The 13,818-nt window shown below is 44.1% G+C and carries 11 protein-coding genes; all 11 read left to right on the forward strand.

Annotation, left to right across the window (positions count from 1 at the left end; genetic code table 11):
• The first annotated feature begins 8 nt into the window (after positions 1–8).
• Positions 9–1,679 (forward strand): DAK2 domain-containing protein, encoded by a 1,671-nt coding sequence (locus ACIROD_RS14720; protein ID WP_402941780.1) that lies wholly within the window; start codon positions 9–11, stop codon positions 1,677–1,679.
• 207 nt (positions 1,680–1,886) lie between these two features.
• On the forward strand, positions 1,887–2,549 hold the full coding sequence (sdaAB, locus tag ACIROD_RS14725; RefSeq protein WP_101224620.1) for an L-serine ammonia-lyase, iron-sulfur-dependent subunit beta: 663 nt from the start codon (positions 1,887–1,889) through the stop codon (positions 2,547–2,549).
• Positions 2,550–2,586: 37 nt separating this feature from the next.
• On the forward strand, positions 2,587–3,471 hold the full coding sequence (gene sdaAA / locus ACIROD_RS14730) for an L-serine ammonia-lyase, iron-sulfur-dependent, subunit alpha (protein WP_101224621.1): 885 nt from the start codon (positions 2,587–2,589) through the stop codon (positions 3,469–3,471).
• The gene (gene recG / locus ACIROD_RS14735) at positions 3,468–5,519 is read left to right on the forward strand and encodes an ATP-dependent DNA helicase RecG (RefSeq protein ID WP_101224622.1); all 2,052 of its coding nucleotides are present in this window, start codon (positions 3,468–3,470) and stop codon (positions 5,517–5,519) included. Before sdaAA ends, recG begins: the two co-directional genes overlap by 4 nt.
• Before the next feature lie 119 nt (positions 5,520–5,638).
• Entirely contained in the window at positions 5,639–6,196 is a 558-nt protein-coding gene (fapR, locus tag ACIROD_RS14740; RefSeq protein ID WP_402941783.1) for a transcription factor FapR, read from the forward strand.
• A 24-nt stretch (positions 6,197–6,220) separates the two neighbouring features.
• Positions 6,221–7,207: a phosphate acyltransferase PlsX gene (plsX, locus tag ACIROD_RS14745; protein ID WP_402941785.1), complete on the forward strand. Its 987-nt coding sequence runs from the start codon at positions 6,221–6,223 to the stop codon at positions 7,205–7,207.
• Positions 7,208–7,234: 27 nt separating this feature from the next.
• On the forward strand, positions 7,235–8,182 hold the full coding sequence (fabD, locus tag ACIROD_RS14750; RefSeq protein WP_402941787.1) for an ACP S-malonyltransferase: 948 nt from the start codon (positions 7,235–7,237) through the stop codon (positions 8,180–8,182).
• Positions 8,179–8,922: a 3-oxoacyl-[acyl-carrier-protein] reductase gene (gene fabG / locus ACIROD_RS14755; protein WP_101224625.1), complete on the forward strand. Its 744-nt coding sequence runs from the start codon at positions 8,179–8,181 to the stop codon at positions 8,920–8,922. The genes fabD and fabG overlap by 4 nt, the downstream gene beginning before the upstream one ends.
• A 56-nt stretch (positions 8,923–8,978) precedes the next feature.
• Complete coding sequence (locus ACIROD_RS14760) at positions 8,979–9,212, forward strand: acyl carrier protein (protein ID WP_034313729.1); 234 nt, start codon at positions 8,979–8,981, stop codon at positions 9,210–9,212.
• Positions 9,213–9,476: 264 nt separating this feature from the next.
• The gene (gene rnc / locus ACIROD_RS14765; RefSeq protein WP_402942948.1) at positions 9,477–10,217 is read left to right on the forward strand and encodes a ribonuclease III; all 741 of its coding nucleotides are present in this window, start codon (positions 9,477–9,479) and stop codon (positions 10,215–10,217) included.
• A 24-nt stretch (positions 10,218–10,241) separates the two neighbouring features.
• Positions 10,242–13,805 (forward strand): chromosome segregation protein SMC, encoded by a 3,564-nt coding sequence (smc, locus tag ACIROD_RS14770; RefSeq protein ID WP_402941790.1) that lies wholly within the window; start codon positions 10,242–10,244, stop codon positions 13,803–13,805.
• The last annotated feature ends 13 nt before the right edge of the window (positions 13,806–13,818 follow it).

Genomic DNA, 13,818 nt, shown 5'->3' on the forward strand with positions numbered 1-13,818 from the left:
AAAGTTTTGTGTCAATTACAAGTTTGAACGGAAAGCGCTTTGCAGAAATGATCATTCAAGGTGCCAACCATTTAGCGGCTAATGCCCAAATGGTTGATGCGTTGAATGTTTTCCCTGTTCCAGATGGGGATACAGGAACGAATATGAATTTATCGATGACTTCGGGTGCGAAGGAAGTGCAAAATAACGTCCAGGAACACATCGGGAAAGTGGGTGCCTCACTTTCAAGAGGACTGCTAATGGGAGCACGCGGAAATTCGGGAGTTATCCTTTCGCAACTGTTCCGCGGTTTTGCTAAAGCGATTGAACATAAATCGGAAATAAATAGTGAAGAATTTGCCCAAGCTTTTGAAGCGGGGGTTCAGACAGCTTATAAAGCCGTTATGAAACCTGTTGAAGGAACCATTTTAACGGTTGCAAAAGATGCAGCCAAGCAAGCGGTTTCATCAGCAGCAAAGCATATAGACCTTATTCAGGTGATGGAAGAAATCGTTACGGAGGCCAATGCTTCATTAAAACGCACACCGGATCTTCTTCCAGTCTTAAAAGAAGTGGGAGTCGTTGATAGCGGCGGGCAAGGGTTGGTATTCGTTTATGAAGGTTTTCTTGCTGAGCTGAAAGGTGAGGCACTTCCAGTCCGACCTGCAAATGGCCCAAGCATGGATGACATGATCAATGCCGAACATCACATGAATGTACAAGGGCATATGAACACGGAAGATATCGTGTATGGCTACTGCACGGAATTCATGGTCCGATTGGAAAATGAAAAACTTGTCAATAAATCATTTGATGAAGAAAAATTCAGAAATGATTTAAGTGAATACGGAGATTCTTTATTAGTCATCTCAGATGATGAAGTCGTCAAGGTACATATTCACTCTGAACAGCCTGGCACGTGCCTGAATTATGGACAGCAATATGGTAGCTTAATAAAAATGAAAATCGATAATATGCGTGAACAGCATACTGCGATTGTAGGTGAGACGAAAACACCGCTTCAAACTAAACCGTCGACCAAAGAGAAGTACGCTGTAGTGTCAGTGGCGATGGGTGCTGGCATCAGCGAATTATTCAAAAGCATCGGCGCTAAGTCCGTCATCGAAGGCGGCCAAACGATGAATCCTAGCACGGAGGATATCGTTAAAGCTGTCGAAGAGGCATATGCAGATCATGTGATCATCTTGCCTAACAATAAAAATATCATCATGGCGGCCAATCAGGCTGCAGATGTACTTGGGGATCATGTGACTGTCATCCCAACGAAAACAGTACCACAGGGAATGGCTGCATTGCTGGCTTTCAACCCTTCAATTGATGCTGAAGAGAATAAAAAAGCGATGATCGAAGCCCTTTCGCATGTGAAAACGGGCCAGATTACTTATGCTGTCCGGGATACCAACATTGACGGTCTTGCAATCGAGACCGGGGACTTCATGGGAATTGCTGAAGGCACCATCAAAGTGAAGGATAAAGACATGACCCAAGCGGCAAAAGATCTTCTTTCCGATATGATTGACGAAGATTCAGAAATCCTTACCATTTTATATGGAGAAGATGCCACTGCTGAAAATGTCGAAAGTCTTGTAGCGTTTTGTAATGAGAATTTCGAAGACGTTGAAGTTGAAGTGCATAATGGGAAACAACCTTTATATTCTTTCATTTTTTCAATTGAATAAGTAGAGATCAATGAAGATGAGGGAGACTTAATCGTCACAATGTTTGAGGGTCCTGAAATAAATAAAAGGCAATAAACTGCATATGTCATTAGGCTATGCAGTTTTATTTTTTATGAAAAGAAGGATTACGGACAGCTTAATTGTAATTACAATGTATCACGCTTTATTATTAAACTGACTCCCAGTGTATAGAAGGAGGAGCAAGTCATGAAATTTAGAAGTGTATTCGATATAATTGGTCCTGTTATGATCGGCCCCTCTAGTTCCCATACAGCAGGAGCTGCAAGGATTGGCAGGGTTGCCAGGAATTTATTCGACCGGGAACCAAAATGGGCCCACATTTCTTTTTACGGATCATTTGCCAAAACCTATAAAGGCCATGGAACGGATGTAGCCATTGTAGGAGGCTTACTTGATTTTGATACATTTGATGAGAGAATTAAAGAATCGCTGGAAATAGCCCGTAAAAAAAAGATGAAAATTACTTTTCGGGAAGAAGAAGCCGTACCGGAGCATCCCAATACAGCAAAAATAACGGTTGGTGATGATGATGGTGAACTGGAACTTGTCGGAATATCGATAGGCGGGGGAAAAATCGAAATCGTCGAACTGAACGGGTTTAAATTGAGGCTCTCCGGGCACAACCCTGCCATACTCGTCGTTCATGATGATCGGTTCGGTGCCATCGCAAATGTTTCAAACATATTAGCCAAGCATCAAATCAATATTGGCCAGATGGAAGTCTCCCGAAAAGAAAAAGGGAAGATGGCCTTGATGACGATTGAAGTGGACCAAAACTTGGAGGATCACGTCATCGCTGAAATTACAGCACTCCCCGACATCACTCAAGTAGCGAGGATTGTGGATTAATAGGGCAATCGTTTCCACTTAGGAAGGAGAAGAAATCATGTTTCGTAATGTAGCGGAATTAGTAGAATTAGCTGAATCAAAGCAAAAAAAAATTTCAACGCTGATGATAGAACAGGAAATGGAAGTAACGGGAAAAAGCCGTGAAGAAATCATCCGCCAGATGGGAGTCAACCTGGATGTAATGGAACAGGCAGTTGAAAAAGGACTTCAAGGTGTCCGGTCCGTTTCCGGCCTGACGGGAGGGGATGCAGTCCTTCTTCAGACATACATTAAATCAGGAAATTCATTATCCGGTGAACTGCTGCTGGATGCGGTAAGCAAAGCGGTGGCAACAAACGAAGTGAACGCAGCCATGGGAACGATTTGTGCGACACCTACTGCCGGATCTGCCGGTGTTGTGCCTGGGACCCTTTTTGCTTTGCAAAATAAGTTAAAGCCGAATCGGGAACAGAAAATTGAGTTTCTATTTACAGCAGGGGCGTTTGGTTTTGTTGTAGCGAATAATGCTTCTATCTCAGGAGCCGCAGGAGGCTGTCAGGCTGAAGTCGGTTCTGCTTCGGGCATGGCGGCGGCAGCCATCGTTGAAATGGCAGGAGGGACACCTGCACAAAGTGCAGAAGCGATGGCAATCACATTAAAGAACATGCTTGGCCTTGTGTGTGACCCTGTTGCTGGGCTTGTGGAGGTGCCTTGTGTGAAGCGTAATGCCATGGGGGCAGCCAATGCTATGGTTGCCGCAGATATGGCGCTAGCGGGGATCACAAGCCGCATACCGTGTGATGAAGTGATTGATGCGATGTACAAAATCGGGCAAACGATGCCATCGGCTCTTAGGGAAACTGCACAAGGAGGTTTAGCGGCTACACCGACTGGACGGGAGTTGGAAGCCAAAATCTTTGGCTTGCCGCTGAATAAGAAGTGAGTCCCGCTTTACAGGAACCCATAACAGCAGTAAAGGGCATTGGGGCCGAAACGGCGGCAACTTTGGGGGAAATGGAGATCCATACCGTCGCGGATCTCCTTGAACACCTCCCATATCGCTATGAAGATTACCGATTGAGGGATTTAGAAACGGTCGAGCATGATGAGCGGGTTACCATAGAAGGCAAAGTTCATACGGTGCCTACATTAGGGTACTTCGGAAAGAAAAAATCCAGGCTTACGATTAAAGTGTTAACTGGGAGATATTTAATAAATGTGATTTTTTTTAACCAGCCATATCTGAAGCCGAAGCTTGCGATAGGCGAAACCGTAACGGTAACAGGAAAGTGGGATCGTCATCGCCAAACCATTACAGGCTCGGAATGCCACGTTGGCGATCGTAGCCGGGAGAAAGAGTTCGAACCGGTATACTCTGTGAAGGGCAGCATTACTGTCAAAGGGCTCCGCCGTTTTATCTCCAATGCATTTTCTGAATATGGGGCAATGATAGAAGAAAATCTGCCTCCGCAATTATTGTCCGCATACAAGCTGATGCCGCGTAACGACGCTCTTCGTACCATGCATTTCCCTCAATCGGCCAATGAGGTGAAAAAGGCTCGCCGCCGTTTTGTATATGAAGAATTTTTATTGTTTCAACTTAAAATGCAGGCACTTCGTAAAGTGCAGCGGGAGCAGTCAAAAGGAATTGGCCAGGAGTTTGACATGGAGCAGCTGGAAGCCTTTGTTGGAACTCTCCCTTTTCCTTTGACGAACGCTCAGAATAGGGTCGTCGAGGAAATAATGAATGACATGAAATCTCCCTACAGGATGAATCGCCTGCTTCAAGGGGATGTCGGGTCTGGAAAAACGGTGGTTGCCGCGATATGCCTGAAGGCGACGATTACAGCAGGTTTCCAAGGTGCATTAATGGTCCCGACGGAAATCTTGGCTGAGCAGCATACTCAATCGCTAAAGGCGATGTTGGAACCAAGTGGAGTGAAGGTCGCATTGTTGACAAGTTCGGTAAAAGGCAAAAAGCGCAAGGAACTATTGCAAATGCTGGAATCCGGGGAGCTAGATCTTTTGATAGGAACACATGCATTGATACAGGATGAAGTGAATTTTCGGAATCTCGGACTTGTCATAACGGATGAACAACATCGTTTCGGTGTGGAGCAGCGCCGGATCCTTCGTGAAAAGGGTACAAATCCAGATGTACTTTTCATGACGGCTACCCCGATTCCGCGAACGCTTGCAATTACAGTGTTTGGGGAAATGGACGTCTCGACGATCGATGAAATGCCTGCCGGGCGTAAAGCAATAGAAACCTATTGGGCAAAACACCAAATGCTTGATCGGATCTTAACATTCGTCGAAAAGGAACTAAAGAAAGGGAGACAGGCTTACGTTATCTGTCCATTGATTGAGGAGTCGGAGAAACTCGATTCTTTACAGAATGTTCTCGATGTTCATGCAATGCTGACTCAATACTTTGCGAACAGGTACAAAGTTGGACTTATGCATGGCCGGCTGCCCGCGGATGAAAAAGACGAAGTGATGCAGCAGTTTAGTGCCAATGAAGCACAAATCCTTGTTTCCACGACGGTTGTCGAGGTTGGGGTGAATGTTCCAAATGCAACGGTAATGGTCATTTATGATGCGGAGCGCTTTGGGCTTTCACAGTTGCATCAGTTGCGCGGAAGGGTTGGACGGGGAAGCGATCAGTCCTTTTGCATCCTGCTGGCTGATCCGAAAACGGAAGTCGGCAAAGAACGGATGAAAATCATGACCGAGACAAACGATGGATTCGCCCTTTCCGAAAAAGATTTGGAACTACGCGGCCCCGGGGACTTCTTCGGTAAAAAACAAAGCGGCCTTCCCGAGTTCAAGGTAGCCGACATGGTCCATGATTACAGGACTTTGGAAGTGGCAAGGGAAGATGCTGCAAAATTGATTGCCTCCCAAAGCTTTTGGCATTCCCCTGAGTATGCACCGCTGCGGAACTATTTAGCGGGAACGGGAGTATTCACGGGAGAAAAGCTGGACTGAACTGAATCAAAAAACCAATAGCAGATTGTGAGATTTTACTCAATATCTTGCAATCTGTTTTTAAAATATATATACTACTATTAGTACCTAGTCATAATACTACGGATGGTGACCTTCAAATGCGAAGAAATAAGAAGGAACGCCAGCAATTATTAATCGAAACGATTAAACAGAATCCTTTTGTAACGGATGAGGAGCTGGCTGAAAAATATTCGGTGAGCGTCCAGACCATTAGGCTTGACCGTCTTGAATTATCGATACCGGAACTGCGTGAACGTATTAAAAGCGTGGCCGAGAAAAAATTCAGTGACGAAATCAGGGCATTGCCTTTGGATGAAATCATCGGGGAAGTAATTGATCTTAATTTAGATGACAATGCAATTTCGATTTTGGATATAAATAAGGAGCATGTCTTTAAGCGGAATGGAATTGCGAGGGGACATCACCTTTTTGCCCAAGCAAATTCATTGGCTGTAGCAGTCATAAATGATGAATTGGCATTAACTGCGAAAGCATCCATTTTATTTACTCGTTCTGTAAAGGAAAATGAAAGAGTGGTAGCTAAAGCTAGGGTTAGAAACGTGGACCACACCAACGATCGTTCCGTGGTGGAGGTTAGAAGCTACGTGGGTAATGAACTGGTTTTTAAAGGCGAGTTCGAAATGTATCGCTCTTAACTTGCTAGTAAAGGATGAAAGAAAATGAAGATAACGATAGATGCAATGGGTGGCGATAATGCTCCCAAGGCACAGGTTTTGGGAGCGATGAAAGCTGTCGAGGCTTTTTCCGATGTGGAAATCACCTTGATAGGCAATGAATCGGAGATTAACCAATACTTAGCGAAACATGGCCGTATAAAGGTTATACATACTGATGAAAAAATATTAAGCACCGATGAACCTGTTCGTGCGGTTCGCCGCAAGAAAAGCGCCTCGATGGTCTTGGCTGCACAGCAAGTGGCTGACGGAGAATCGGATGCATGCATTTCTTCAGGCAATACAGGGGCGCTAATGGCTGCAGGCTTGTTTGTGGTCGGAAGGATAGAAGGCATTGAACGTCCGGCGTTGGCTCCAACCCTTCCGACAATCGATGGCAAAGGTTTTGTACTACTGGATGTAGGCGCGAACTCCGATGCGAAACCGGAGCATCTCCTTCAATTCGCCATAATGGGGTCTGTTTATGCTCAAAAAGTTCGGGGAATCGAAAAGCCCCGTGTCGGATTACTTAATATCGGAACAGAAGAAAAAAAAGGGAATGAACTGACTAAGCATGCCTTTACATTACTGCAGCAATCATCGGAGATATCCTTTATAGGCAATGTAGAGGCAAGGGACCTCCTAAGCGGGCCGGCAGATGTTGTCGTGACCGACGGCTTCACGGGAAATATGGTGTTGAAGACGCTTGAAGGTACTGCTATGGGTGTATTTAAAATGGTGAAAGCGGCCTTGATGAGCAACCTAAAGAGTAAGCTGGCCGCAGCAATGGTAAAGCCTGAACTAAAAGGCATAAAAAATAAAATGGATTACTCGGAGTATGGCGGTGCCGGCCTCTTCGGTTTGAAGGCCCCTGTCATTAAGGCTCATGGTTCTTCAGATGCGAATGCAGTCTATAATGCAATACGCCAGACTCGCGATATGGTTGGAAATGACGTCATATCGACAATTGCGGAGACGATAGAAAAACAATAATAAATCATAGAGGCAGGGGAGTAACATATGGGTAAAATTGCTTTTGTCTTTCCAGGACAAGGATCACAATCAATAGGAATGGGGCATGGCTTATTTCAGGAAAACGAGCGTGCTCAGCAAATATTTCGATCAGCAGATGAAAAACTTGATTTCCCACTTTCTGAATTGATCTTTAATGGCACACAACAAGAATTAACGGTGACTTATAATGCACAGCCTGCTTTATTGACCACGAGTTATGCTTTTGTCAAGGAGCTGGAAGAAGCGGGGATCAAACCCGATTATACAGCCGGGCACAGCTTAGGTGAATATACGGCATTAGTGGCATCTGGCGCAATTTCTTTTGAAGATGCCGTATATACAGTGCGTAAACGTGGTGAATTCATGGAAGCTGCGGTACCGAATGGCCAAGGCTCAATGGCTGCGATATTGGGAATGGAACGTGAAGCTCTATCTGAAGTCACTTCTGAAATTACGGCCACTGGTGAATCCGTTCAATTGGCCAATATCAATTGTCCAGGGCAAATCGTCATTTCAGGCACCTCCGAAGGTGTTAAACTTGCAAGTGCAAAAGCCAAGGAAAATGGGGCTAAACGTGCTCTTCCTCTTGAAGTGAGTGGACCGTTCCATTCGGAATTAATGAAACCGGCAGCAGAAAAGTTACAGGGTGTCCTCGATGAAGTAAGCTTCAAACAGGCTGAAATTCCTGTCATTTCAAACGTAACGGCTAAGCCCATTACAGCACCTGCTGAAATTAAAGAAAAATTAATCGAACAGCTGTATTCACCGGTCCTTTGGGAAGACAGCGTGAAAAATCTGCTTGAATTGGGCGTGGATACGTTCATCGAGGTGGGCCCGGGGAAAGTATTGGGCGGATTGATAAAGAAAATCGATCGTTCCGTTCAAATTCATTCGGTTTCCGATATAGATACTCTAACTAAAACAATTGAAACATTGAAGGGGGTACAAGCATGATCCTCGAAGGTAAAAAAGCACTTGTAACTGGAGCTTCACGAGGTATTGGGAGGGAAGTTGCATTGGAACTTGCCCGTCAGGGAGCAGACGTTGCCATCAACTATTCCGGCAGTGAAGCTAAAGCGAATGAAGTGGTTGATGAAATCAAGGCATTGGGCCGTAAAGCATTTGCCATCCAATGCGATGTTGCAAATAGTGAATCGGTGACAAGCATGATCAAAGAGGTCATCGAACAGTTTGACAGAGTGGATATCCTGGTTAATAATGCAGGTATCACACGTGATAACCTATTGATGCGTATGAAAGAAGATGAATGGGATTCTGTGATCAATACGAATCTTAAAGGCGTGTTCCTATGCACAAAGGCGGTTACAAGGCAAATGATGAAGCAGCGCAGCGGCAGGATCATCAATATGGCATCGATCGTCGGCGTCAGTGGAAATGCAGGGCAGGCTAATTATGTAGCGGCTAAAGCTGGTGTGATCGGTTTGACTAAAACCACGGCAAAGGAACTTGCTTCAAGAGGCATTACGGTCAATGCGATTGCCCCAGGTTTCATCTCAACGGATATGACCGGGGAATTGCCTGAAGACGTCCAAAAAGCCATGCTGGACCAAATTCCGCTTGCACGGTTCGGTGACCCTAAAGATATTGCTGCAGTGGCGTCTTTCCTCGCTTCCGATGCCAGCAAATATATGACTGGGCAAACACTTCATGTAGATGGCGGAATGGTAATGTAAGTTTTCTTGATTTTTTTCGAAATTAATTTATAATGTCTTGAGGGGAGGTGAACACATTGGCAGATGTATTAGAAAGAGTAACCAAAATCGTTGTAGATCGTTTGAACGTAGAAGAATCAGAGGTAAAACTTGAAGCTTCTTTCAAAGAGGATCTTGGTGCCGATTCCCTGGATGTAGTTGAACTAGTCATGGAATTCGAAGACGAGTTTGATATGGAAATTTCGGACGATGACGCTGAAAAAATCGCCACAGTAGGTGATGCTGTGAATTACATACAAAGCACTATGTAATGAATTGTCATTTGACTAAAAGCTCCGTTTTTTAACGGGGCTTTCTCTTATTGCTAAAGAAGTTTGATGCCGCGTCAGATAAGGGAATGAGCATGTACGCGGGTAAGCACCGCCTGCATGGCAGTGGTCTTTTGCCATTGGTTTTCTTTAAGCGGATAATAATGTATGATGGTACATAGGAAAGCTTGACAGGAATTCCTGCCAGGTTTCTTTTTATATATTGGAAAAATATGCTTTTTGAACCGTTGTGGAGGGTTTTGTGTGATGCGTAGGAACGGAAATAATCGTAAACCATCAATCAAGGATAATAAATTTAAACAGTTGCAAGAAAATCTGGGTTTTTATTTTAAAGATGAAAATTTATTGAAACAAGCTTTTACACATTCATCTTATGTGAATGAGCATCGCCGTAAGCCTTATGAAGATAATGAAAGGCTTGAATTTTTGGGAGACGCTGTACTTGAACTGACCATCTCTAAATACTTATATCAAAAATATCCGATGATGAGCGAAGGTGAACTTACCAAACTGAGGGCAGCCATTGTATGTGAGCCTTCACTTGTTGCTTTTGCCAATAGTCTTTCTTACGGGGAATATGTATTGCTCGGAAAAGGGGAAGAAATGACAGGCGGAAGAGAACGCCCTGCCATGCTTGCGGATGTATTCGAAGCCTATATTGGTGCTTTGTACCTTGATCAAGGATTAGAGCCAGTTGTTCAGTTTTTGACGAATGTCGTGTTTCCGAAGATAGACGAGGGTGCTTTTTCTCATGTGATGGATTATAAGAGCCAGCTTCAGGAGCTGATCCAGCGTGATGCCATCGGTGTCCTGCAATATAAGATCTTGCAGGAAAAAGGACCGGCTCATAATCGGGAGTTTGTTTCGACCGTCTCCTTGAATGGGGAAGAGCTGGGCTCTGGAATAGGAAAGTCCAAAAAAGAAGCGGAGCAGCATGCTGCCGAGCATGCATTGATCGTTTTAAAAGAAAAAAAATCAACAAGATAGTTGAACAGTAGAGGGGGAAAGGTCATGTTCCTCAAACGTTTGGACGTTGTAGGATTTAAATCTTTCGCAGAGAAAATTTCGATTGATTTTGTACCTGGTGTCACGGCAGTGGTTGGACCAAACGGAAGCGGTAAAAGTAATGTGACCGATGCAGTCCGATGGGTACTTGGAGAGCAGTCTGCGAAATCACTGCGTGGAGCAAAAATGGAAGATATCATCTTTTCGGGAAGTGACACGAGGAAAGCGTTGAATTTTGCGGAAGTATCATTGACCCTTGATAACGAGACCAATTCCCTGCCGATTGACTTTCATGAAGTCAGTGTGACAAGACGTGTATATCGATCGGGAGAAAGTGAATTTTTCATTAATAATCAAGGTTGCCGTCTGAAAGACATCATAGACCTTTTCATGGATTCTGGTCTTGGGAGAGAAGCGTTTTCCATCATCAGCCAAGGGAAAGTGGAAGAAATCCTTAGCAGTAAGGCTGAAGAAAGACGAGTGATTTTTGAAGAAGCAGCCGGTGTCCTGAAGTATAAAACGAGAAAACGAAAAGCGGAATCGAAGCTGACGGAAACACAGGATAACTTAAACCGTGTCCATGATATCCTCCATGAATTGGAGGGGCAGGTGGAGCCATTAAAAATTCAGTCTTCCCTCGCCAAGGAATTTTTGGCGAAGAAAGACGAGCTTGAGCAAATAGAAGTGGCTTTAACCGTTTTTGAAATAGAAGAACTTTATGAAAAATGGGAAAAACTATCACAGGAACTTGAAAAACATAATGAAATGGAACAGCAAATGGCAGGACAGCTTCATGATAGGGAAGCGCATCTCAAAAAGCTAAGGGATAGTCTTGCGACGCTTGAGACATCGATCAATGGTCTTCAGGAAATTCTCCTGAATGCCAGTGAAGAACTTGAAAAGCTTGAAGGCCGTAAAGAAGTTTTGAAAGAACGGAAAAAGAATGCCGCCCAAAACAAGTCACAGCTGGAAAAAGCGATTGTGGAAGGTGAGGCTGCTGTCGAGCGTCTGTCTTTGCAAAAGGAAAGAGAAACGGAAATCCTGAATGCACTGAACTTGGAAGTGAAGGGGATTTCTGAAACCTTACATGAAAAACAAAAAAGCCTGGGCCTATTCAATAGTGATATCGAAGCGATGATCGAAGCGAAAAAGAGTGACTATATCGAGTGGTTGAACAAGCAGGCATCGGCTAAAAACGAAAAACAATACCTGCTCCAGCAGCTAACACAGCAGGAACATAAAAATGCTAAACTTGACATGGAAAATGAAAAGTTCTTAACCGAAAGAATGGATATCACTGCTAAAAAAGTGGAATATTCAAAGCTGATGGACAATATGACCAAGCAACTTGAAGAGCATGTCACTTATTTCCGAAATCAGCAGAATAAATTGAATGCGGCAAAAGATACGTATCAAAAACAAGAAACCACCCTTTATAAGGCCTATCAATTCCTTCAACAGGCAAAATCACGTAAGGAACTGCTTGAAGAAATGGAAGATGATTATGCAGGCTTCTTTCAGGGTGTAAAAGAGGTTTTGAAAGCGAAAGAAACCCTTCCAGGCATTGAAGGGGCAGTTGCGGAATTGATAAAGGTTCCAAAGGAATATGAAACGGCCATCGAAACGGCTCTGGGCGGAGCCATGCAGCATGTTGTCGTGGAACGCGAGGAGCATGCACGGGAAGCCATTTCCTTCTTGAAGAAAAATAGGTATGGGCGTGCGACGTTCTTGCCTTTATCAGTCATAAAGGCAAGAGAGATATCAGCTAACCAATTATCGATGCTGAAGAGCCATTCCGCTTTTGTAGGGACTGGTTCCTCATTGATCCAATATGATGATAGGCATGCAGCGATTGCTGAAAACCTATTGGGAACCGTGATCATCACCACTGATTTAAAAGGCGCAAATGACCTGGCGAAAATGATGCAGCACCGTTTCCGCTTCGTAACGCTTGAGGGGGATATCGTCAATCCAGGCGGTTCAATGACAGGCGGAGCCTTAAAGCAAAAAACGACCTCCCTGCTTTCAAGGAAAACGGAATTGGAAGAGCTCCAACAAAAACTTGCTGCCATGGAAGCTAAAACGAATCAGCTAGAAAAGCAAGTCAAACAGCTCAAAGTGGATGTGGGTCTTCAAGAGCAAACGCTTGAACAAACCAGAAAAACAGGAGAGAGACTTCGTTTACAAGAACAAACCCTTAAGGGTGAACTCCGTGAAGTGGAGCTGCAGGAAAGAAATGTGAATGAACGGCTGCATCTTTATGATTTGGATAAAAATTCATATTTAGAAGAACAGCAGCAAAAAACAGCAAGACTTGAAGAGCTGGAAGAACTTTTGGACTCATGTAAATCGGAAATTGAGGGGCTTGACAAGTTGATTTCCGAAATGACCGAACAAAAGCAATCCCAACAATCCTCAAAGGAGAACCTTGCTGAAGAAACGAATGAACTGAGGGTAATGCTTGCCTCCAAGCGTGGCCAGCTGCAAAACCAAAAAGAGAAGATGGAACGCATTGAATCGGATCTTTCAAAGGAAACAAGCAGGCTTGCCGAAAACAAAGATGATTTAGGCCTCCTTACCAATGAAATGACAGACAGCTCAAGCGGGGAAGAGTCACTGGAAGATATGGCTCAGCAGAAATTGCTTGACAAAAATGGGGCAATTGAAGGAATCACCATAAAAAAACAGGAAAAAAACGAGCTTCTAAAGGAAGTTGAATCGCTTGAACTGTCCTTAAAAGAAGAAAATCGACTTTATAGAGGCATTGTCGAAGTGATAAAGGATGAAGAAGTGAAATTAACTCGTCTGGATGTCGAACTGGAAAATCGTCTCGAGCACTTGAGAGAAGAATATACCCTTTCCTTTGAAGGTGCTAAAGAACAGTATCCATTGATGATGCCTGCAGAAGAAGCTCAAAAAAGGGTGAAGCTCATCAAGCTTGCAATCGAGGAACTGGGAACGGTGAATCTAGGTGCAATTGATGAATACGCACGTGTAGCTGAACGCTATGAATTCCTTCTAAGTCAAAAGGAAGACCTTCAACAGGCGAAGGATACATTATTCCAGGTCATAGATGAAATGGATGATGAAATGAAGCGGCGCTTTGCGGATACCTTCTATTCGATCCGTGAAGAATTCGAACAAGTCTTCAAAGCTTTATTTGGCGGAGGCAGAGCTGAGCTGAAACTGACAAATCCGGATGATTTACTAAATACAGGTGTGGATATCATTGCACAGCCTCCCGGGAAAAAACTGCAAAATTTGAGTCTCTTATCCGGGGGAGAAAGAGCATTGACAGCCATAGCCCTTTTATTCTCCATTCTAAAAGTGCGTCCGGTGCCTTTCTGTATCCTTGATGAAGTCGAGGCAGCGCTTGATGAGGCGAATGTTGTCCGGTTCAGTCAATTTTTAAGGAAGTTCAGCAGGGAAACGCAGTTCATCGTGATTACTCACCGCAAAGGCACGATGGAAGAAGCAGATGTCCTATATGGCATTACGATGCAAGAGTCAGGCGTCTCCAAACTTGTTTCCGTCCGGATGGAAGAATCAGAAAACTTTATTGAAGTTTAAAATTCATGAATTA

It is taken from the genome of Peribacillus sp. NPDC101481 (assembly GCF_044767165.1).
Classification (GTDB): Bacteria; Bacillota; Bacilli; order Bacillales; family DSM-1321; genus Peribacillus.

Excerpts from the sequence above, each read along its gene's own strand:
- plsX (WP_402941785.1), top strand. The coding sequence starts at position 6,221 with ATGAAGATAACGATAGATGCAATGGGTGGCGATAATGCTCCCAAGGCA.
- fabD (WP_402941787.1), top strand. The coding sequence starts at position 7,235 with ATGGGTAAAATTGCTTTTGTCTTTCCAGGACAAGGATCACAATCAATA.
- fapR (WP_402941783.1), top strand. The coding sequence starts at position 5,639 with ATGCGAAGAAATAAGAAGGAACGCCAGCAATTATTAATCGAAACGATT.
- fabG (WP_101224625.1), top strand. The coding sequence starts at position 8,179 with ATGATCCTCGAAGGTAAAAAAGCACTTGTAACTGGAGCTTCACGAGGT.
- rnc (WP_402942948.1), top strand. The coding sequence starts at position 9,477 with ATGCGTAGGAACGGAAATAATCGTAAACCATCAATCAAGGATAATAAA.
- smc (WP_402941790.1), top strand. The coding sequence starts at position 10,242 with ATGTTCCTCAAACGTTTGGACGTTGTAGGATTTAAATCTTTCGCAGAG.
- sdaAB (WP_101224620.1), top strand. The coding sequence starts at position 1,887 with ATGAAATTTAGAAGTGTATTCGATATAATTGGTCCTGTTATGATCGGC.
- sdaAA (WP_101224621.1), top strand. The coding sequence starts at position 2,587 with ATGTTTCGTAATGTAGCGGAATTAGTAGAATTAGCTGAATCAAAGCAA.